This is a genomic window from Paenibacillus sp. FSL L8-0708, from assembly GCF_038009325.1.
GTDB lineage: Bacteria > Bacillota > Bacilli > Paenibacillales > Paenibacillaceae > Paenibacillus_AQ > Paenibacillus_AQ odorifer.
In genome coordinates this window covers 3,452,669-3,473,020 of the sequence record NZ_JBBPBC010000001.1, presented here as the reverse complement: position 1 = coordinate 3,473,020, position 20,352 = coordinate 3,452,669, and the positions used below count along the sequence as shown (strand labels likewise).

32 protein-coding genes are annotated in these 20,352 nt (G+C 38.2%); 5 read left to right on the top strand and 27 right to left on the bottom strand.

Translation table 11 applies throughout. From position 1 onward, the window contains the following. The first annotated feature begins 66 nt into the window (after positions 1-66). A complete protein-coding gene (locus NYE58_RS16590) occupies positions 67-1,293 on the top strand; it encodes a nucleoside recognition domain-containing protein (RefSeq protein ID WP_076218870.1) in 1,227 nt (408 codons plus the stop codon). Here the strand turns inward: NYE58_RS16590 and coaD are convergent. The 3 genes from coaD to NYE58_RS16575 all read right to left on the bottom strand — a co-directional run bounded on the left by coaD (position 1,271) and on the right by NYE58_RS16575 (position 3,025). Then, entirely contained in the window at positions 1,271-1,783 is a 513-nt protein-coding gene (coaD, locus tag NYE58_RS16585) for a pantetheine-phosphate adenylyltransferase (RefSeq protein ID WP_076126111.1), read from the bottom strand. The two genes, NYE58_RS16590 and coaD, sit on opposite strands and share 23 nt — an antisense overlap. Continuing rightward, positions 1,767-2,375, bottom strand: coding sequence for a 16S rRNA (guanine(966)-N(2))-methyltransferase RsmD (gene rsmD / locus NYE58_RS16580; protein WP_076190033.1), 609 nt, complete (start codon positions 2,373-2,375; stop codon positions 1,767-1,769). Before rsmD ends, coaD begins: the two co-directional genes overlap by 17 nt. A 410-nt stretch (positions 2,376-2,785) precedes the next feature. After that, positions 2,786-3,025, bottom strand: coding sequence for a hypothetical protein (locus NYE58_RS16575; protein WP_340398046.1), 240 nt, complete (start codon positions 3,023-3,025; stop codon positions 2,786-2,788). Positions 3,026-3,265: 240 nt separating this feature from the next. Here NYE58_RS16575 and NYE58_RS16570 point away from each other — a divergent pair, with 240 nt between their 5' ends. Further along, positions 3,266-3,499, top strand: coding sequence for a helix-turn-helix domain-containing protein (locus NYE58_RS16570; RefSeq protein ID WP_076138641.1), 234 nt, complete (start codon positions 3,266-3,268; stop codon positions 3,497-3,499). 211 nt (positions 3,500-3,710) lie between these two features. Here NYE58_RS16570 and NYE58_RS16565 read toward each other — a convergent pair whose 3' ends face one another. The 7 genes from NYE58_RS16565 to NYE58_RS16535 form a co-directional block, all read right to left on the bottom strand. Then, positions 3,711-4,118, bottom strand: a complete 408-nt coding sequence (locus NYE58_RS16565; RefSeq protein WP_081389184.1) for a LytTR family transcriptional regulator DNA-binding domain-containing protein — start codon at positions 4,116-4,118, stop codon at positions 3,711-3,713. Between the two features lie 8 nt (positions 4,119-4,126). Continuing rightward, complete coding sequence (locus NYE58_RS16560) at positions 4,127-4,270, bottom strand: cyclic lactone autoinducer peptide (RefSeq protein ID WP_081389185.1); 144 nt, start codon at positions 4,268-4,270, stop codon at positions 4,127-4,129. Continuing rightward, positions 4,267-4,794, bottom strand: coding sequence for an accessory gene regulator ArgB-like protein (locus NYE58_RS16555; RefSeq protein ID WP_340398045.1), 528 nt, complete (start codon positions 4,792-4,794; stop codon positions 4,267-4,269). Before NYE58_RS16555 ends, NYE58_RS16560 begins: the two co-directional genes overlap by 4 nt. Then, complete coding sequence (locus tag NYE58_RS16550) at positions 4,791-5,288, bottom strand: hypothetical protein (protein WP_341002401.1); 498 nt, start codon at positions 5,286-5,288, stop codon at positions 4,791-4,793. The genes NYE58_RS16555 and NYE58_RS16550 overlap by 4 nt, the downstream gene beginning before the upstream one ends. A 244-nt stretch (positions 5,289-5,532) precedes the next feature. After that, positions 5,533-5,778 carry a DUF7667 family protein gene (locus NYE58_RS16545; protein ID WP_341002398.1) on the bottom strand — a complete coding sequence of 82 codons (246 nt, stop codon included), beginning with the start codon at positions 5,776-5,778 and terminating at the stop codon, positions 5,533-5,535. 137 nt (positions 5,779-5,915) lie between these two features. After that, the gene (locus NYE58_RS16540; RefSeq protein WP_341002397.1) at positions 5,916-6,083 is read right to left on the bottom strand and encodes a hypothetical protein; all 168 of its coding nucleotides are present in this window, start codon (positions 6,081-6,083) and stop codon (positions 5,916-5,918) included. 52 nt (positions 6,084-6,135) lie between these two features. Beyond that, the gene (locus NYE58_RS16535; protein WP_340398042.1) at positions 6,136-6,276 is read right to left on the bottom strand and encodes a hypothetical protein; all 141 of its coding nucleotides are present in this window, start codon (positions 6,274-6,276) and stop codon (positions 6,136-6,138) included. 137 nt (positions 6,277-6,413) lie between these two features. On the opposite strand from NYE58_RS16535, the gene NYE58_RS16530 reads away from it, so the two are divergent. Then, the gene (locus NYE58_RS16530; RefSeq protein ID WP_340398041.1) at positions 6,414-6,623 is read left to right on the top strand and encodes a transcriptional regulator; all 210 of its coding nucleotides are present in this window, start codon (positions 6,414-6,416) and stop codon (positions 6,621-6,623) included. 82 nt (positions 6,624-6,705) lie between these two features. Here the strand turns inward: NYE58_RS16530 and NYE58_RS16525 are convergent, their stop codons facing one another. The 5 genes from NYE58_RS16525 to NYE58_RS16505 all read right to left on the bottom strand — a co-directional run bounded on the left by NYE58_RS16525 (position 6,706) and on the right by NYE58_RS16505 (position 9,046). Next, on the bottom strand, positions 6,706-7,050 hold the full coding sequence (locus tag NYE58_RS16525; RefSeq protein WP_341002396.1) for a YolD-like family protein: 345 nt from the start codon (positions 7,048-7,050) through the stop codon (positions 6,706-6,708). Next, entirely contained in the window at positions 7,031-7,276 is a 246-nt protein-coding gene (locus NYE58_RS16520) for a LexA family protein (RefSeq protein ID WP_340398039.1), read from the bottom strand. The genes NYE58_RS16525 and NYE58_RS16520 overlap by 20 nt, the downstream gene beginning before the upstream one ends. Continuing rightward, complete coding sequence (locus NYE58_RS16515; protein WP_178944274.1) at positions 7,273-7,470, bottom strand: hypothetical protein; 198 nt, start codon at positions 7,468-7,470, stop codon at positions 7,273-7,275. The genes NYE58_RS16520 and NYE58_RS16515 overlap by 4 nt, the downstream gene beginning before the upstream one ends. A gap of 247 nt (positions 7,471-7,717) precedes the next feature. Then, positions 7,718-7,888, bottom strand: a complete 171-nt coding sequence (locus NYE58_RS16510) for a hypothetical protein (protein ID WP_341002394.1) — start codon at positions 7,886-7,888, stop codon at positions 7,718-7,720. A gap of 831 nt (positions 7,889-8,719) precedes the next feature. Further along, on the bottom strand, positions 8,720-9,046 hold the full coding sequence (locus tag NYE58_RS16505; RefSeq protein ID WP_341002393.1) for a hypothetical protein: 327 nt from the start codon (positions 9,044-9,046) through the stop codon (positions 8,720-8,722). 222 nt (positions 9,047-9,268) lie between these two features. Between NYE58_RS16505 and NYE58_RS16500 the strand changes: the two genes are divergently transcribed. Continuing rightward, entirely contained in the window at positions 9,269-9,760 is a 492-nt protein-coding gene (locus NYE58_RS16500) for a hypothetical protein (RefSeq protein ID WP_076139049.1), read from the top strand. A 157-nt stretch (positions 9,761-9,917) separates the two neighbouring features. Here NYE58_RS16500 and NYE58_RS16495 read toward each other — a convergent pair whose 3' ends face one another. The 4 genes from NYE58_RS16495 to NYE58_RS16480 all read right to left on the bottom strand — a co-directional run bounded on the left by NYE58_RS16495 (position 9,918) and on the right by NYE58_RS16480 (position 14,334). Then, positions 9,918-10,133, bottom strand: coding sequence for a hypothetical protein (locus NYE58_RS16495; RefSeq protein ID WP_341002392.1), 216 nt, complete (start codon positions 10,131-10,133; stop codon positions 9,918-9,920). Positions 10,134-10,144: 11 nt separating this feature from the next. Next, entirely contained in the window at positions 10,145-10,765 is a 621-nt protein-coding gene (locus NYE58_RS16490) for a restriction endonuclease (RefSeq protein ID WP_341004261.1), read from the bottom strand. Positions 10,766-11,140: 375 nt separating this feature from the next. After that, positions 11,141-11,707, bottom strand: a complete 567-nt coding sequence (locus tag NYE58_RS16485; protein ID WP_341002138.1) for a hypothetical protein — start codon at positions 11,705-11,707, stop codon at positions 11,141-11,143. Positions 11,708-11,727: 20 nt separating this feature from the next. After that, positions 11,728-14,334, bottom strand: a complete 2,607-nt coding sequence (locus NYE58_RS16480; RefSeq protein ID WP_341002136.1) for a lipase/acyltransferase domain-containing protein — start codon at positions 14,332-14,334, stop codon at positions 11,728-11,730. Between the two features lie 320 nt (positions 14,335-14,654). Here NYE58_RS16480 and NYE58_RS16475 point away from each other — a divergent pair, with 320 nt between their 5' ends. Beyond that, positions 14,655-14,870 carry a hypothetical protein gene (locus tag NYE58_RS16475; protein ID WP_341002135.1) on the top strand — a complete coding sequence of 72 codons (216 nt, stop codon included), beginning with the start codon at positions 14,655-14,657 and terminating at the stop codon, positions 14,868-14,870. A 57-nt stretch (positions 14,871-14,927) separates the two neighbouring features. Here NYE58_RS16475 and NYE58_RS16470 read toward each other — a convergent pair whose 3' ends face one another. The 8 genes from NYE58_RS16470 to NYE58_RS16435 form a co-directional block, all read right to left on the bottom strand. Next, positions 14,928-15,206: a holin gene (locus tag NYE58_RS16470; protein WP_341002134.1), complete on the bottom strand. Its 279-nt coding sequence runs from the start codon at positions 15,204-15,206 to the stop codon at positions 14,928-14,930. A 3-nt stretch (positions 15,207-15,209) separates the two neighbouring features. After that, entirely contained in the window at positions 15,210-15,980 is a 771-nt protein-coding gene (locus NYE58_RS16465; RefSeq protein WP_341002391.1) for a M15 family metallopeptidase, read from the bottom strand. Continuing rightward, positions 15,980-16,438: a phage holin family protein gene (locus NYE58_RS16460; RefSeq protein ID WP_076275556.1), complete on the bottom strand. Its 459-nt coding sequence runs from the start codon at positions 16,436-16,438 to the stop codon at positions 15,980-15,982. The genes NYE58_RS16465 and NYE58_RS16460 overlap by 1 nt, the downstream gene beginning before the upstream one ends. Before the next feature lie 17 nt (positions 16,439-16,455). Further along, positions 16,456-16,668 carry a hypothetical protein gene (locus NYE58_RS16455; protein WP_341002390.1) on the bottom strand — a complete coding sequence of 71 codons (213 nt, stop codon included), beginning with the start codon at positions 16,666-16,668 and terminating at the stop codon, positions 16,456-16,458. 102 nt (positions 16,669-16,770) lie between these two features. Then, on the bottom strand, positions 16,771-17,304 hold the full coding sequence (locus NYE58_RS16450) for a hypothetical protein (protein ID WP_341002389.1): 534 nt from the start codon (positions 17,302-17,304) through the stop codon (positions 16,771-16,773). A gap of 68 nt (positions 17,305-17,372) precedes the next feature. Then, positions 17,373-19,580 carry a phage tail protein gene (locus NYE58_RS16445; RefSeq protein ID WP_341002388.1) on the bottom strand — a complete coding sequence of 736 codons (2,208 nt, stop codon included), beginning with the start codon at positions 19,578-19,580 and terminating at the stop codon, positions 17,373-17,375. Positions 19,581-19,593: 13 nt separating this feature from the next. Continuing rightward, on the bottom strand, positions 19,594-20,112 hold the full coding sequence (locus tag NYE58_RS16440) for a phage distal tail protein (protein ID WP_076316629.1): 519 nt from the start codon (positions 20,110-20,112) through the stop codon (positions 19,594-19,596). A gap of 87 nt (positions 20,113-20,199) precedes the next feature. Then, a complete protein-coding gene (locus NYE58_RS16435) occupies positions 20,200-20,343 on the bottom strand; it encodes a hypothetical protein (RefSeq protein WP_341002387.1) in 144 nt (47 codons plus the stop codon). Positions 20,344-20,352: the final 9 nt, after the last annotated feature.

Below are 20,352 nucleotides of genomic sequence, written 5' to 3'. Positions count from 1 at the left end.
TGTCTACTCTGCATAAATTGATAACACATCGTCCATGCCTTAAGTTATGAAGAGGTGATCTGAGAAATGAAAAATATTCAAATACGCCGACTAGCTACACGCTCCACACCATTTATACCCGGGATTATGGCAATCTTGACAGCCATTGCAATTATTATCTCACCGGAGAGCTCCTTTGAGGCTTCACTCCAAGGATTGAAGCTTTGGTGGACACTCGTATTCCCTGCCCTGCTCCCCTTCCTGATGCTGTCAGAGATGCTTACCGCCTCGGGTTTCGTGCATGGTTTTGGAGTGCTTCTGGAGCCATTGATGAAAAAGGTCTTTCGTCTGCCCGGTGCCAGCGGCTGGACCTTGGCACTCGGAATCACAGCCGGATTCCCCGGTGGAGCTGGAGGGGTCATGCAGCTACACAAGCAGAACAGCATTTCTGACAAGGAAGCCGCCCGACTTGCCGCACTTACACACTTCGCCAGTCCGGTAACCATGCTTATAGTAATTGGCATAGCTTTTCTACACAGTACTTCAGCAGGTTATTTCCTGCTGGCCATCCACTGGATCTCTGGACTTCTAGCCAGCTACACCGATGCTCTATTAGAGGGGCGGTCAGCGAACACGAAACCAGTTGATAAGATCTCCACGGACACCAAACAGCCTTCTTTATATAGTCGCGTTCAGCTTGCAGCAACAGATGCCAGAGCAAAAGACGGACGCAGCTTCGGCAAGCTTCTCGGCGAGTCCGTCGCTAATGCCGTGCAAAGTCTGATGGTCGTGGGCGGTTACATGATTATGTTCGCTGTAGTCATCAATATCATCACTACTGTACTTCCCGCATTGCCAGCTGCTCTGCCAGCAAGCTTGCTGGAAATTCATTTGGGCGCCGACGCGATCAGCAAAGGGCTAGCAAGCATAGGAACAGGTCCCTCTAGTATGTTTGGGATAGCTTTACTATCTGCTGCACTGGGCTGGAGCGGACTCTGTGCGCAACTACAGGTGCTGACCATGCTCAAACAAGCCAGAGTCAGATTTCTACCCTACGCTACGGTTCGTCTGATGCATGGACTTTATGCTTTTCTGTTAACTTTATTGCTCTGGAAACCATTGCTGGCTATCCCTAAAGCTGCTTTACCAGCACTTGCAGACTCACGCCCGACTCCAAGCGGCACCCTTAATGTAACGGACATATGGAGCTCTTTTCCACAGCTGCTAAGTCTGCAAGCCCTTCTGCTCATCATCCTGTTGGGATTATCTGCTGGAACGTATCTAGTAAGTACTATTCGCCATCGGCTCGGTTAAATTTACGCTTCATCGCTTGTTCAACCTCAGGCGTCACAAAATCAGTCACATTCCCGCCGAAGTGGGCGATTTCTTTAACAACACTGGAACTTAAGTAGGAATATTTCGGATTAGTCATCATAAAAATCGTTTCTGCATCGGGATCCAGGCTATGGTTGATCGATGCGTTTTGCAGCTCATATTCAAAGTCAGTAACGGTACGGATACCCCGAACAATGACTTGAGCATCTTTTTGACGAACATAATTCACTAACAGATCACGGAAGCTGTCAATTTCCACATTGGGAATATCAGCGGTCGCCTGTCTTAATAGCTCTGTCCGTTCATCAACAGTAAACAGCGGGTTTTTACTCAAATTATTAAGCACCGTTACAATCAAACGGTCGAATTGCTTGGATGCGCGCCGAATAATATCCATATGTCCCATAGTCACGGGATCAAAGGTACCTGGATAAATGGCAACACGTTCTTTTCTAATTTGCTGACTCATTCTCTACCTCCTCACCAGCTTCACTTTCCTCTGCAGGATTAGTTTCATACTGGTAAATAGAAATTGTCGTTTCTCCGTATACGGCCTGACGCAGCCTATAAAATCCTGGAATGTCTTCAGGATAGGCATAACTTGATTCATGCTCCAGAACAATAATTGCGTCCTCTTGCAGCATTCCTTTTTCGACCATCATAAGCATAAGCTCATCCCCGTGCTTCAAGCGATAGGGAGGATCTAAAAAGACCAAATCAAAAATTTTCCCCCGCTTCTCCAACGCACTTAGCGCTCTCCCAGCTTCATTACGGTACACCTGCGCTTGTTCTTCCAGCTTAGTAGCCTTCAGATTGGCGCGTATCGTGTCGATACTTTTAGGATCCATATCAACAAATACGCCGCTTTCCATCCCTCTGCTTAAGGCTTCGATCCCCAACCCCCCAGTACCGGCGAACAAATCCAGCACCACTCCACCTTCGAAATATGGGCCTATCATGCTAAATACAGCTTCCTTCACCTTATCGGTCGTAGGCCTTGTCCCACTTCCCGGAACACTCTTCAGTGGCCTTCCTTTTGCACTTCCCGATACCACTCTCACTGTTATTCACCCGCTCTATATCTCTGTTTGTTATGCCCAAAAGGGCATAAGTCCACGCCTATCGTAACACATTTGCGCGATGAAATAAAAAATTTGTCTAGATATGAAATAAGAAGGCGAAACAGCTTATTCAGAGAAATAAGTCATCTTAATGTATAAGATTGGACTTCCAGGGACATCATGTAATTATCGACACCACAAATGTCGTAGACAACCGCGGAGCAGGCTTACGTTTCCCCATAAGCTCTTCGTCCGGTTTCTCCTCTCCCATGAAAGGGGCTCTCGAAAGAGGGCCCCGAATTTATGTTCATGAATCCTTATAGTTAAAGGATTTCCTGATTGATATCATTCTTATTAACTACTTAAAAAGATCTACTGTTGACGAATTGTTGACGTTTTTTATTTCTACTTCATAATAACTCTCTTAAAGCCGATGCTTCAGTTACTCCACTTCTATAAGAAGTTTTTACTGCTTCCAGTACACTATTTAAAAAGTAGTTTTCCAATTCATTACGTAGGACTGGTTCTACTGATTGAAGAAGCATAACAAACTGTTGATAGTCATCATTCGTTTCACCTTTTAAAACTACCTCCACGATCTCTTCGGTTCTCTTTTCAATAACTGGCTCTAAAAATTCTATGATATCCATTAAGTTCATCCTCTCAGATTTACATGCTGCATTTCTGGTGTTTTATCTTTGTCAATAACTTTTCGAAAAGAGAATCAAGTATAATAATTGTTATTTAATTGTGCTATGCTATTAGTGAAAATTGATTTTTTAAGATTAGGGGGTGTCTGCCAGGACGCGCCCTTTATCTTTTTTATGTAACTGTGATATAATTCCAACGATATTCATCACCTCTCTTTGATAACAAAATAGGAGGTTGTTATGGCGCTTCTGATTCAAGGGAAGTGCCTACTGCGTACGCTCCGAGAATCTGCTCGACTAACTCAAGCGGATTTGTCTAAAAATCTCAGAACGTTTTACGGAGTATCCATTTCAGTTAGTCACTTATCGCGTATCGAACGAAGCGAACGGCCAATGAACACAATACAAATGCGTGCCGTTTGCTTAGCTCTTAAATGTGAAGAAGCTGAACTCTATGAATGGATATTGCAGTAGGTCGGAGTGATTCATGCTCCTCCCGAACGAAGAAATAGCCCATAGCACGCAACCAAGTAAAAGGTCAATACTGTTTCATAGCGCGAATATACTTATATTAAAAACCAAATTGTGTATTTTGTATATTGCAAATGGCTGGACAGATTGCATATACGAACATGAGTTTTTAACTTTACATTTTATGAATATTGTGGTAATAAAAAAAGAGCCTTTAATAAAGACTCTCACTTGCCGTAATAATTATATTAGGATTGACTAACATCAAACTTTCTGCAACCTCTTTAAAGCGGTATCTTGCAATCATACAGCGTTTTGATTTACTCGTGAAATCTTTTTCGAAATACGCTATTTTTAAAGTTTTATCTAGCACTTCTATTTTTTCCAAATTCACACAATTACTTCTGTCAGCAATTCCAAATCTGTACCCACTGTTATTTAAAGTTTTATTCCAATATTTTAGAGTTCCTACTGTAAAATAAATTTCCTCTGCAGTATGGACAGCGACTTTATCTGAACTCATAGCAAAATCCAACATTAGTATACTATCAACATCTATATTGTTTAATCCAGATTCTCCCTCTGGATCACGAGTTACGGATAGTTTCAGCACACCTATCACCTACTTCTCTATTTTAGCAACTCCTCCGGCACTTCTCCATTATACACGTACCAAGCACTTGCCGTGCTTACTGAAGATAAAGCTACAATTCCAAGAAGAGCAGCCACGTTTACCAGCGCCTTACGTTTAACACTTGCCATTATTTTTTTCATTTGTTATCACCTCCTTTCATGCGAATTAAAGAGATACTTTGCGCGAGGAATGCAGCGCCGATTACTGGTGAAGCTATTAAAAAATTAGACGATACGATCATCAATGATACAATCTTTAAAGCAGGATAGTAATTTTTAGGGATTCGGGATTGTTTCTCGATATTCGACGGCGCAAATAACCCCACAAGAATAAAGCTTACAATACCCAAAGTCATGATCGTCCAATATTCAAAGTCAGCAAGGGAAATTGAAGTAATCAATACAGTCGAAAACAGAACACATTTCATTCCGGACCGCATGTGATACCCACCAGACGCCTGTCGTAAGAAAGGAAAAACAGTAAGTGCTATCGTTACCTCTAGTGTTCTTCCCGTTAATGTTGATATCAGTAACGATAGGACGATTATCATTAACGCATTTATAATGATTGAGAGTGCATATTTCATCACAGTAATTGAAATAGGGCTATCGGGGACACCCTTCTTTATTCCTTGAGCGATTCTCAAGGAGAGAAAATCAATCATCTATCCTTCTCCTTTTTAACTGCGTAATAAGCAAAGAAGATAAATGCGATGGATACAGAGATAACATCAATTAATGTGTTGCCACTGTATAGAAGCCAGATCGTTAATAATAGTGCGCAGCCGATAAGTGTATATACATAAATCGCCTCACGTTTTAGCCTTAATTTCTCAAAATCAAATGTGAACCCTCCACCTAGCATATAAAAAACACGCGAACCGCCTATGCCTAATACACTGCTGATTGTTTGCAATAAATACCCTTTTTCAGGATGTAACGTCAATTCATTTACGGATAAATATCCAAAAGTCAATTGGACTAGAGCGACTTGCAGGAGTACGTAAGCAAAATAACCCATTACAGATATAACAGCAGACCAGACCAGCGGGATTCGCATCACAACTGTAAATAGCAAGACAAACAGTATAATATTGATAAAGGGTACAATTGCGGTTAACTGTAGGTCTTCTCTAAAAAAGAAACTCTGTAAATCCATTAACAAAATGATGAATAATGCTGGAAATATAATTTCCACTGGTTTTAATCTAAATAAAGCACAGATAATAAAATAGATAGCTATAAACTCTAATGTTGAAAAAAATACAAACCCCACTGGCTCCCACGACATAACAATGCACCACCTGACATAATTTTCATTCATTAGGTTAATTATATAACCCTACCAGGTATTGAGTATACTACTTATTTACTACGTAATAGATCTATCAGGCGGCATTATCTTAATACCCTTTCACCAACCTTCCTGAGCGTCTAAGCCAATCCATCTTAACCAGAAGATCCATTTCCCAATTAGTATCATGAGTGGATCTAGCCTGGATAAGTTGATTATTAAGAGTATTGTAGTCCCAACAATACTTTGCATTCTCATGAAGGCAATGTTGTAATTCTATAGCTAGTTCCTCACTTAATGGTTCTTTCAAGTTTTCATAAAAAATTTCAGCTAATCTTTGGTGAGCTACCAACATATCTATCACTCCTATGCATGTGAGGACGCGCGCTGCCCTCGTATGGCGGATTCCGCGACCATCCCGGAATCAATATCCGGTAAGTTTCGATCAGCCCCGTAGCCGATCCAAGGCGCTCTCAGCGCTCATCAGGCGGATTAATCAAACGAATTTTCGTAAATGCGCCTTGCCTCTTCTATTGTTTTAAAATCAAATTCGTAATACACTGCCCCGACTACTTCTCTGATCCGCTCATTACTCCAGCCCTTGCGCTCCAATGCCGCCCGGATGTACCCCAGGCAGGCGTTATTACTCCATTGTTCCATAATCTTCATTTCCTCCTTTAGAGGGGATGTAGCCCCGTGTTATTCGATGTATCTAAACCTGTTCAATATCTACCCGTTGCAATTTTTCTATTAAAGTCCGCAACTCCAGTTCCTGTCTTCCGGTGACGCCATCCTTCATTTGATGTAGTGCAATTTCGATCAAATATGCATCCCGTGAGTTTAATTTCTCCATTCCCTTATCCCTCCCGCGAATTCAATGTTTTCATCTCATAAATCAAATATATACTCACGTGAGTATATTGTCAAGTGTTTTTATACTTGCGTGAGTATCGATTGAATGTTACCTTATAGTAAAGGAGGGACAAGCCATTGGAAGATAAGAAAAGTGCCGCCGCAACGCGAGCTAAAAATAAATACAATGCTGCTAATTACGATAGACTCTATCCGTATGTCCCAAAAGGACGTAAGGCTGTGTATGAAGCAGCCGCAAAAGCTGCTGATATGAGTTTGAATGATTTTGTCATTACTGCTTTAGATGAAAAAATAGAACGGGACAGCAAACAACCGCCAGAGGTTTAAACTCGGCGGTTGTTTTTCTGTGCAACCCTGACAGCATAATCACTGATGGGGTGTCATTAATTTATTTGCAGGAAATATTTCTTTACATGCTTACGCCGACAACATTATCTAATTTAATCCATTCCCAATCATCATCTTGACGGAATTTAATCTGTTTAAGCTGTTGGTCTACTCTCGTCACTATTCCATGTATCTGCATATCCTCATACTCTTTAAACACCGTTAACGTGATCGGGCTACAATCTTCTAATGATTGAGCTAACACCTGTGAGATCTCCACTAATGCTTGGGGATCTAAATCAGGCTTTAATCGCACCTCTTCTTTCAGCGAATCGTCCAGAATCCTATTTTTATGCTCAGGCATTATCATCCGACTTCCCTCCCAAAGTCCATTACCTTCAAGTTTCTTACGCTGTTGTGATTTCATTGTCTTCGTCTACTCCCTTAATAACCCTCAACGCTCGTGGCAAGTTCTTACCTCTCTGTATGTATCCCTTAATCTCCAGGCGCTCCATGTGCCTGTGAATTACCGCTGTAGATGATAACCCTACCTCCTTGGCAAGTTCACGTAACGTTGGTGGATAGTGATTGATTTCGATCATCTTAATTAATGATCTGAGTATTTCTTTTTCTTTATTCGTTAATGGCTTCATGCAATTGCTCCTTTATCACTTGGCTGCCAAGCTAATATGTTTATCGCTAGAAACACCCTCGGCGCTCCTGTATTTAAGCATGTTGCGCGAATCTCCCCGTCCTTTATGCCTTTAATATCAATTTTACGCTGAGTTATCTTGCCAACTTTATCTGAGTAAATAATTTCAATGGTTTGACCAATCTGCATTTGCATGATGGTAACCTCCTAAATATAAGAACATTTGTTTGTATTATAACCAAACACATGTTCTTAAATCAAGCGAACACATATTAATCTATTGGGATTAAAAAGAAAATAAATAATTCTCCATCATTTAATTACAAAAATCTTTTACAAAGATTAAAAAACTCGCCTATACTCAGGCGAGTTTAAAGGTGATGGAGTCTTGAAAAGGGGTTACTTATACCCTATGCAAACAAAACAACTGGGTTCTTGATGATCATGGATCTTTTTGTTTATCCCCTTCGTTAGAAAACAAGAAGATCACAATAGCATTGAATACTACAGCAAGCAAATATGTTGGTTTTCCTGTTAAAGCAAATAAGAATCCAAATGAAATCATTATGGACCAACTAAGAAAGGCATTGAGTTTGAGAAGTTCATTAATCATAATTATCTCTTCCTTTCAAGGGAACGTTATTGTATATATATTCCCAGCCTATCTTTTTTCTATGTATACAAATTTTTTCTGTATCAAAACTATATATTCAAGCCATAGAATAAAACTGGACACTCAATGCGAAGGTTGACGGAGTATTCTTGTCTTTACTCTAAACTAAAATCATTGTTGGATGCCTCGAGCGGTAGCTATCTTGATAGATTCTTACGTTTAGCCTTCTAATATGGACTCTAACCCAAGAATTTTCCAATCATATTTGTTTTGGAGTTATAGATAAATGCCATTGCCCAACGTCAGCTCATCGTTAGAAAGTTGTGCTTCTCTATGTATGTAGTACTCAAATAATCACTTCTAAAATAAAAACATAAACACTAATACTCCTAGAATAATTACTCCGGCGTTAATCACACAAACGCCTTTTCTCTTCTCTAAATAGTAGTAGCCCCCGTTATATATGAGCGTACCGCATAATGACACAATTGACCAGCAATACCATTGCTGAACATGTGGAACATTGTTCTTTAATAATATGAACAGATTTATAACAACCGTGGCCACTGTAAAGCAAATTCCAAAAAACAGGAGTTGATTTTTCATTTCATCGCTCCTTAAGTCAAAAATGCCCCGTCTAGTTTGATGAGCGTCCTATTAAGATATTATATTCTTTTAGAAACCGTTTGCAAACGATCTACTGTTAATGTAATTTAAAGATTTCGAACATCCCACCGACCACTTAAGGTTGATGGGAAATTTTTATAATCCTTAAAATTCACCTATAACTTATTCGCATGTTGACTACAGAGTAATCATTAATATATTTCACTAAATTTCCGAAACCCGAATAACCTTATACCTTGAATTTTCCTTCTCTAAATCAACTCTAATTTTTTTGGTTTGATTGTCTTTGAAAAGATTCCCCTCAACAGTAAGACTCTTACCATTTATCTCACAAACTTTTTTAGGAAAGAAACCCCAATCCGAACCAAATTGTTTTGATATAGAGCTATTGATTTCTTCAAAGAGGATAGATAATGTGTATGTTCGTATGTCTTTTACTGGATCTTCAATATGATCACCTGACGCAGCTAAACAAATTCGACCTACACTCATAGTTAGGAACAAAGTCGACAGAATCACAAGTAATTTCATTTTGAATTTCAACTTGATCACCTCTTCTTTATCTATAGTTAGCAATAACAAGAAATTTAATGCACAAGTTTTATTCTGTAGGTGATACTAAATAATCAAGACGTAAAAAATCTAAATTCAACAATAATTTACATTATTTTATGATCAATTATACCTATGTACAAATAAATGTAATATTTTATAATAAAATAGAATAAAATAACATTTTGGGGAGAGTGTAAAATGAAGAATAAACTAAGTTTAGTACTAATGACAGTATTATTTTTTGTGATTTTATTACCATCTCATTCATCCGCAGCTGAAGATATCGCACCCGTAACTGATGATGTTACCGCAGTTGTAAATACAAGTTCTCCTCCAGCTGACATTTCACCTTTATCTCAGGATACCTTCAGTTATGAATTTTCTAGTAACTTTTATACCCCTACATTCCATGTCTATAATCCCAATACCAATATCACAGTTAATCTTACAAGTACAAGCACTTATGATTCTAATGATGGTGTATTTAAGGTTTCTTTAGAAAAATGTGATAAATCAGGATCAATTGTTTGTACATGGAAAAGTTTATTGACTGCTGCTGCCCCTTCGGATGGTGCCTGGACTGTTCTTTTCCCAGGCGGGTTTGAAACAGGAGATTATAGAATCAGATTACATGGAATTCTGCCTGGTGGGTATACTGTAAAGGGTTATGCCCAATATATATGGTATTAAACCCAGCCTCATGAATTTGCTGATAACACCCATTTCTTCGAAGCGAAAAGAACATAAATGTTAAAATCTCCACCTAATGTTCAGACCTACGTTCTAAAATGTCAGTATGAAAAATATCCCATCTACCTTAATGTAGATGGGGTATTTTAATACGCGATTATGCCAAAACCATCCTAAATTCAAATTCATTTCTCATATAATAAGAATCAGCAACTTTAACACTAACTGGACTCCATTTCTGAATCGAGCCACCACAATCAACTATACACCTTGCCAGATCACCATGACGTTCAAGTATATCAACTTCAGACTGTTTTAAAGCTGCAGTTAGAAATTCTGAGTCTGTCTTTAGGACTTTGTATATATTACTCAATACGATCACTCCTATCTATTCTTCGTGACCAGTCGTTTTTCCGCCTTAAAATCCTTCTTAATAACTTTATTACTATTCATGTAATTATCCCAAGAGTCATACTTCCAGTGTGGATCTCCTTCAATAATATCCTTGACCTTGTCTAATTGTCCCATCTTAAATAAATTAATTATCTCAATAAGATCATTTCTACTATGTAATTTAACACCGTTATATCCTGCAAGTTCATCACAAGCAGCAGTGTACGCATTTGAGGCTATTACCATAGATTTCTTGGCTTGATAGTACCTCATTGAGCTATATACCTCTTGAACAGCTCCTAAGCCTACTGGGTACGAATAGCGCTTCGCCTGGACTACATTACGATACCCTTCACGATCTGTAAAAACTAAATCAGTACCAAAGTCTCTACTTCTTGGAGTTTTGTAAGCATCCTTATATCCCAAAGCTAAAAATAGGAGATATAAATATTCTTCAAAGTCTGATCCATCCTCCATCTGATCTATGTCCTTGATTGTAATCTTCAGAGGATCGATTACTTCACCTTTCGAGTACTGTGGCTTTCTTTTCGATAAAAGTAGAACTACAGCAATTATACTAACAACTACAATAATACCAGCAAAAATTAACACCTTAAGCAATTTTTATCCTCCTCAGCAAAAAAACTCACGAGCTTCCTCGCGAGACCTTAACTACAATATAATATATTTGGAACATTATGTATATGCACTCTATATCACTGGTAAGGAAAATTTTCCTGAACTCAAAGAAGTACCCCGCCCATAATGGCAAGGTATTGTGCTTCCGTATATTCTTAATGTAAACCGTTTTCCACATTATGTATGTGAGGATAAAGAGAATTTTACTTAACTCAAAACCACTCCAACATGTTATTGTTGTAGAGCTATCGATTAAACTTAAAACAAAATATAAAACAAGAAAACTAATTTTCTAGTCGAAATATAATAAAAACCCGCCTAACAGGCGGGTTTTTATCTAATAACAATTCAATGGAAAGGTTTGTCGTTTGGATCGTTAATGTAATCGGCTTTATCAGCAGCGATGACGACCAAATGAATATCATCAGGTAGTCCTTGTTTATTCTTATTTATTTCTTCCCTCTGACTTTTACTTACATCATGAACAATCAATCTTCCAGTAGCCTTGCCATTAGAGATATAAATTTTTATTTCAATCATTTCATTATTTATAAATGGGAATTTCTGTACCCATTCTCTGCATTCATTTGTTTTATTAATTAAGTCACTATCTCTTTTATTGGATACAGATGTTGTAAAATAATATTTAGCAAAAAAACCGATGACCAAGACCACAGGCACAACCATTAAGGTGAATATTGGAATAAATTCCGCCTTACTCATTGTAAATGCTAAATAAATGAATCCTAACAAAATTGATGATAATAAACCAAATATAAGAGCAAATCTAATTATCAAATACAGACCCGTTATAGGATCTAGGGGGCTCCCAATTTTCCAACCTTTGTACTGGTAAAATAAGAAGGCAGCGATTATCCAAAAAACAATAAGCATAAATTGCATTGTAATCCACATAAATCGCTGCCTCCTTATTTTTATTTCTGCTCTTCGTCTCCTAATGTTAATGGGATTTCTCTAAGAGCAGGACTAGTGTTTTTGATATCAGATATAACCAACTTATATTTCTGTGTTAAAAAACTAGTATCAACTACAAATTGACTTTTAAAAATACCATTTTCCAAATGAACATCTAATTTTTGGTTTTTCATTTTAGATTTAATTGGTACTAAGTGAGCTTCAGGTTTTGAGTGTAATATTCTTTCTTTAGACCTTTCAGCAATTAATTCAAAAGTAAAGTCATAAACTTGACCTATTTTCAACACTTCTGTAGGAGGTCCAGTAAAGAATAAAGAATATTTTTCGGCATACATTACATCGACTTCAAATAATCTCGAAATAAATTTAACTCCCTTAACGTCATCAGGAACTCTTTGATTAAGTGTAGCCGCTGTAGCATTTTTACCAATGAAAAATGCATTCGCATCAGTAATAGATATGTCATTATGTTTAAATACATTACCCCAGATCACTTCCGGAGTAACCCAAACACTGTAATCTTCCCACATCAAAAGTCCAATCTCACCTAATGAAATTCTGAATTTTTTAGGAGCTTCAACCGATCCAAATTCATTCTCGGAATAGTACTCAATTTCAATAAAATCATTCCTATTGTTTAGGAGTTTCCCCCATGTTACAGGGATTATTTCATTTTCTGAAACAGGTGTAGACTCTTTATCATTAACATTATAATAAGTTTTTGTCTTAGCACCTTGAGTTAGTGGCTTAAAGGAAAGTAATAATCCCTCCGGATTAACTTCGAGAATAATTTTGGTTTCTGGTACATCATCATCAATTTTGAATTTTACAGTTGTATCCAAAGTAGGTCGATTGTAGATATCTTTCCCAAATGCTCTGATATTATATTCTCCAGACTTCAAATTGACAATCGTCTCACCTTCGTACCGAACAGGCATTTGATCATTAATAATATAATAAATGTCTTCCATAAGTTCATCGGCATCAGATTCAATTTTGATTATTACATCTCCAGAGAACACCTTTCTATATAATGCTTTTTGAACATCATCTGCATTTATAATAGAGATATGCAACCTTGGAACAGGTACAACAATCTCATCCCGTTTTTTCATTTTTTTAACAAGTCGAGCAGACTGTGTTTTTTTGTTTGATTTAAGGGTTGCCTCATTTAAGTTAGACTTTACTGGAATTTTTAATTCCGCCGAAATTTCAGAGTTAACAGGTAGTGGATCGAACTTAACTTCAGTATAATTTTCTTCATCATCGAAGATTTTGATAGAAATATCAGCAACCCCAAAATCATAGGAATTGATTTTCAAATTAATGTTTTCCTCTTCATTATCCCTAATGAAAACGTACTTAGATTCACCAATGTTTAAAAACAATGTATCTTTATCATAAGCGAGTTCACTTATCCCTTTTACGCTGGGATCAAATGTGCCTGTTATAAAGTTCCCTTCATTATCTAAAATAGTTGTATCAACTGGACACATTATTTTTGCGAGCAAACTCTTTTTGAATATGTTTCCTAGAGGGGCATCATAAATGAAATCTGGTTGATCACCACTCTTATCATTAAAGCACCAATCAATAAAACTTAGTACAGGAGTTAATGTCAATAAATCACTGTGCTGACCAGATACATAATATGTATTTGCCACATGTGGAGGTGTTGCACTATATAAGGGAACAACACTATCTCCGTCATCTAGTTTGCATTCCCCTTTGAAAGTCCTTCTTTTATCTGAACTTTCTAGTGGCATTTGGTGTAATGTCGGAAAATTACAAGCAATTAAACAATCATGTTTAAAGCCCTCAGGTAGAGGTTGGAGCATTGCATCTTGCAATGGTTTCATATGTTTCAAAAAAACATCTTCATAAATCCCAGTAACTTTCCCGGCATCAATATAGAAGTTTTGCACCTTACTTATGACATCCATATAAGATAAATATATATTCTCACTGTTTGGTGCAATGAATTTTCCAGGATTATCTTCCGTTTCGTTTTGGTGTGAATAATATTCTTCACTGGGTAATAATTGATAAACTGAAGGAAACTGCATGGCGAGATCCCTTGTTTCTTTGTCATCGAATAATTCGCGAAATTGAAATATATCACTATATAAACCTGGTTCACCATAAGAAAGAACTTTGAATGCATCCGGCGCGCCTCTCCATGGTGTTCCAATGGTAATCAAACGCGAAACTAAAGACGACACCCCTTCTTTCTCCAGTTCTTGTATAGCTAATTTAGCAAGCAATCCTCCCATGCTATGTGCTACAAGATACACATTGTAACCGAGTTCGTTTTGAGCTTTAATTGTTCTAATTAAACGATCAACACTCTCTCCTATCGGCTTCCTCCAGTCATACGCATGAAATTCAAATATTTCTTTTGGATAAAAATCTAAAATATATTCATAAATAATTTTAGTATAACCAAATGCATTTACGGATGAAAGAGGGGTTTCGACTCGTAGTTCATTAGTAATCGTGCTAGCATAAAGATCCTCTTTCTTTCTCGGAAACCATCTTTTATTACTTCCCTCCCATAGCTCAGACCCTTTGATCCCTGGTATAAAGATCATCATACGCATTGACATACAGAAATTCTCCTTAGACTTTTTGTGACTTATTTCTTATAATACTTCGACATTAAATTCAGTTCCCCTTTCTATTTGTGGAATAAAAAAGAAGATTTCACTATCATACGGAAATACTTCTAAATAATAAGAATGATAAAATGACCCTGCATATGATGACAGGGTCAACATTTATATCATAAAGAGGTTATGTAATTACTATAATCCTATTAGCTTAAAATAGTATGAAGCCTAGCTAATATTGAAACCGATCAAACAAAGTAACGTAACAATCTTTATTTCCAAATTACTACAGATACAGACTGGAGGTGTTTATAAAGATGAAATTATTCAGTCTATTGCTTGTGGCATTGTCTGCAGTTGGGGTCACTGCCACATTCGGATTTTCGGCTTTCAGTTTAGTCACAGGTATTGTAGGAGGGCTTACTGCAGCATTTGCAATTTCAGGCTACTTGCAGTCTGTCAAACGTGATTATCCTAATGAGAACTATGAGAACAAACAAGTTAAGTATCAATCGAACTATAATACATGGTAAGTAAAGCCCCGCCCATAAAAAGGCGGGGCTTTGTTATAGTTACAAATATTTGAGAATTTATTCTTTAGTTGTCCCTGATCTATTACTAAATGCAAGTTCAAACAACCCAGTAGCTGACAATCCCGCAAGGCCACCAGACCATAAACGCAACACTAAAGATAAGTCTGTAAATGGATAAGCTACAACCCCGATTAACAAGCCAATGACTAAACCGATTGCAGGAAGCACGTTGTTAGGAACATTGAAAGTTTTCTTTACGAACTGTACCCCTGCTAATACAAAAACAGCGATCACCGAGGCGAACGCTAGAACATCTGTTAAGTTTTGATTGTCCATTAATTATTTATCCCCTTTCCTAAATAAACCTAGATTAAAGAACATCTGAATAATATTAAGCTCAAGCTTTGACTTGTCAGCCGATGTGGTGATTGCCCCTACTGCTTTAGCAGCCGTAATAGCCTCAGTATAATTGATGGCATATGTTTCCTTGCCTGAGATGTTTAATCGTTTTTCTACGGCTGCTAGGCGTTCATCTTGCTTCACTACGATTGCTTCTAACTCCTCAATTCTACTCATGTCTTCCTTTACCTCCTCTTTTAGTCGATCTATAATAGCTGTTGCTTTTGCCATTGCTATTTCTGATGGTTTGCTACCAGCTCTCAGCTGAGTAAGAGTTAAGCCAAAGACCATTTGGAAATGAGGGTAATCCTTAAATGATGTCCAGTCACCGCCCCAATCAAAGCCGAGCTTCTTAGCCTCTTCCACTACTTCAATCCAGTCTTTGATGTTGTTTCCGTTGTAGTCTCGGTTCATATCCCATGAAACACTCGACCCATTAGGCAGCAGTAAAGCAAAGTCAACAGCGAGTCCAAAATTGTGATAGCTATATCCACCTCGGGCATTGGTGACGATTACTCCTGGCTTTGAGCGCCCTTGCTCGTATAAAGCGTTTTGCTCAGCTATTGTCCGCAACCCCTGAGTTATCAAGATAGGAACTCCCCGAGTGTAACACCGTTCAATTAAAACTGTTGCAGCAGCCAATACAACCGGATGCAACCCTATCAATCTCGCAGATGATTTACTCTTTACTTGATCTAGCGTCAGAGACATTACTCATCGTCCCCCTTTCTGTTGGCAGCGCGTTTAACCTTCTTATCCAGCTCACTACCCACCCACTTAAGTACTACATCCAAGATTGGCAATGGGAGTGAATCCCCCCAACCTGCCCGAATTGAGTTTGCCGTCATACTCTGTAAAACGTGGTACAAGGTTCCAATGGATAATGCACCAAATATCGCTCCAGGCAACCCAAACACCATATCAAGCAGATGTCCACCTGCGGGTAGTAGCAACATGAAGAACGTACGAAAGACTCCATCAATTCCATATTTACTGGCATATGTGTTATCCTTTTTGGCGGCTCTAATACCAGATAACCAATCCATGATAATAAAAAACAAAAGCGCGACCATGATGGTTACGACAGCGTCCGCCTCCCCGTATAAAAAATCAAATGTTGGAATAAGCACAGCACCTACTGTTGACGCAGCAATTTGAGATTTAGTCATTACAATTCGCCCCCTTTCTATTGTTTATCCGAATTTACTGCTGGTTCTAATTTTGAATTTTCTGTTGGTTGCAATGCACCTAACATTTCACCGACTCTATGATCAACTTGTTGCAAAATCTCAAGTTGTCGCCCGGGGTAAAATTCTAATACTGTTATAATCGCTTCAACTAATTCTTCAGCTGGTCTCGTCAGATCAAGTGCTAATTCAAGTTTTTTTATAATTACCAATTCTGTTCCTCCTTCCGGACAAAAGTAAAAGCCCCTCCAAAATATTGGAGAGGCTTTCTTAGTTATAGAATATCACTGCATTAATACTTTCACACTACGGTCTTAAGGCTTTAATTGACCCTGTAGTTTTTCTATCTCTGCCTTTGCTTGATCAATTAGTTTTTGTTGTTCTGCGATGTATGCCTTACTTTCTTTAATCCGTTGCTCAAGACTAGATATTACCAAAGCGCTTTCTGGTGTTCCATTATCAGATTCTTTAGCGGCAATTAAATTAGCTTCTGAAGAAGCCAATTCACCTTTAGTTGTGATTTCTATGTTGCTTTCAAGGTTTGTAATAGTGGCTTTTAATGTACTGATTTTCACACTATTCACTTCAGAAATATTTTCAGAAGATTCCGATAACATAATTATTTTCTTCCCTTCTACCTTGAGATTTACTCCAGACGCTTCAGCCACAGCACGAACAGGCGCATAAGCTGAGCCATTAATCACAACAGCATCAGCAAGTTTAGTGCCATTCTTTTCTACCGTGAATATACCCTGGACTTTTTGTCCAAGCAACCCGCTTGCTGCAAATGTTGGTACTGCTCCAAATAGTAAAGCCCCGACGATAATTCCAGATATAAATTTCTTCACAAAACTCACTCTCCTTGGTAAAGATTTCATATGTCTATTATCGCCATAAAGAGATAAAAGTTTCAATCTTATTTAGGAATATTAACTTGAGCAAGTAATGCACCTGTAGCACTCCATAACTTAAGATTCCGACTTGTAGCATCAAAGGTCATATTTGATGCAGCGGAATTCAAGCTTGCTTTGGAGTTAATAGTCGTTTCCAGATCTTGTATACTTGATATCTTCAGTCCGTATACATTGGCACTTGAAAAATCAACTGAACCAGCAAAGAACACCCGATCTCCAAAGGAAAGAATTTGAAGTGGTCCCTGAGCGTATAGAAATGAAAGATATTCTTCAGCATACATTCCCGCTCTCTCTATTCCACTTGGTGACCAAAAACCAATACCTGAATATTTGTGCATACCATCGTTTGAGATCGTTACACGCTTAACTCCATTGGAGTCATAAGATCTTAATCCTCCTGAACTCATCTCTACTCTTTCTCCGATCGCACTCGTTCTTAGAAGAGCACCTGTAATAATCCCCCCAACGATTTCCCCACCAGCATAAATTATCCCTTCAAAACTTCCACCTTTAGCATTTATGGTTCCTTGGAATGTTCCATCAGCTGCATACACACTACCAGAGGAATTAACTACAAATTTGCCATTACCTACATTGATGGATGATCCCACAATAGCCCCGCCAGAAAAGTTAGAATTCGCTATTGAGGCATAGTTTGCTGTCAATTTATTAGCTACCAAGTTACCAGCCATATCTACTCGAAAGGGCGCTTCATTGAAGTTTGCGTGTCCTGCTGCTATACCATTAGTATTAATTTGAGTGACGGCATTTCCGCTTCCAATCAACATCGATACAAAGCTACCAAACTGTCCAATTACAGTTTCAGCTAAGACACCGCCTGCCGTTACAGCAGAACGCACAGTCTGCCATCCATCCGTTGAGATGCCCAATCCCGCCGATGTAAGGCGAACTTGACGTAATTGATTTGTTTTTTCCCTTGCCAATATCCCGCCATCTTCTGGATAGATAAGTTCAGTTTTCGAGTTGTTAATATCTGTAATTACTTGCTTGGCTACAGCTTCAAAAAGCTCTGTTCGGATACGTCCGTTTGAATATAGGTTATCAACTAACTTTTTGCTTTTGTCTAGGTCAGCTATGATATCGTCATAGTCTCTCAACATCACATTAGCTATTGTTGCTTGAGCGTGTTTTTCTTTAGTGAAGGGATATTCTGTGAGTTCAGTTATCCTAGCTTTAAGTTTGACCATTTCCATGTCTGGATCGTAACAATAGACTACATCACCAAGGTTTGGTTTTGTCTCTTCTCTATCGATCTTGTGTAGATCAGCTCCGTCAACTGAAACCTCAAACGTAGGGATTTCCCTTTCCCTTAGTGTCTGTCTTGCTACTCTAAGAAGCTCATTAACAGCAGTATTTAAATCAATGCTTGGATCAATGTCCTGCTCAATAATTTCATCGTCAAAATATGGTACGGAATCACTAGCCCAAGTTGAGGCGTAAGGAGATATAAGATAATTGACTTGTAGTATACCGCCAACTATTGCACCCGGAACAGTCTCTAACAGCGTTTTCTCCTCGTTTGTTAAAATTGAGGACGGTTGACCAATCCAAGTCGTCCCATCCTTCATTTGGGCGTACAATCGTGTTACAAGTGATTTCGCATCGTCTTTGAACTGATCTGATACTATGTTTTTCTTAATTCGATACTGATGTCCATCATCAATTCCGATTTTCTTTTTCAGATGAATGACAAAGTTATCTGGCTCGACTTCGCATCCATACATCTCCACGATCTTATTTAGTGCTTGAAGGCAATTTCCTTGTCCAAAATCTTTTACGTCATGAAGATCGAAAGTATCATCGATTGAAAAGGTAAATCTTCCACCAGTTGCCTCAGTAATTAGATTGGTCAGTCGAGAAATAGGTACACCATAAGCCTCATTAATATATAAGGAATATGGAAACTTGAAATCTGTTAGTTTAAACATCACATGTGTACACATGATAGAGGCTGTTAGCTTACGCTCTTCTCTTACTCTGGATCTGCTATTGATAACGTAGAATTGACCCCGTTCGTCCTTAACGTGACCCTTAATTAATAATTTTTCTTGGTAATCCTCTGAATTCATGGGCACCAAGAAAGATATCTCGTAATCCGAATTGATCCGTCTCTTCCGTTGGATATCGTATGAATCATTTAAAATCCCCACACGCTTCATGTTCTTATCATAAGACTGAAGGTAATCCAAATGTGTACCTCCTTTAATATAGGTATTTATCTCGATGAGTAACGCGCGCAAGTACAGATCTAGTTATTTCTTGATCGGTATATGTGATCTTGTTTTCTCCAAATACGAGATCGAAAAAGTCACCATCCATCAAGTGAAGTGCGTTTTTCCCATTCTTGGTTATTTTCATTTTTTTGGTATCAATAACTATTCGCTCACCTGGTGCGAACCCACCCGTAAAAATGATTTCATCGGTATGTGTATATTTCACTGTTGCCTGAACCTCAAGCGCAAGTTCGAATAAAGCATTATAGGACTGTTCTCTAACCATAGTTGTTTCAAAATTAAGCATAGTCTCAAACTCTGCTCCAAATGATTGTTCACGTATCATTTCAGAATTGAATTCTGTGATAAATTCAACTACTACAGGAATAGCCATATCTAGATTAAGCTTAGATTCAACTTCAGTGATGATGTCGAAATTAACTGAGAAAGAAAGTTCCTGTTGAAATGGTCTATCAAAAGGTAATCGATTAAACGCACCCCCGAACATAACTCCTCTCCTTTCTGGTCAGGAAAATTTTCCATACGTAAAAAAATGCCCCCGAAAACTTCGAGGGCTTGTGGTGACTAACAATATTTATACTTCTATTTTTAACGGCGTGCCATTCTCGTCATATCCAAGAGTCGCAAGCCGCATCTTTACAGCAACCTTGGAGCCAGTTGGGACTTGAGCAATTGTAATATCTCCATAGATAATGAGCGATGCCATAACGATAATCATTTGTATTCC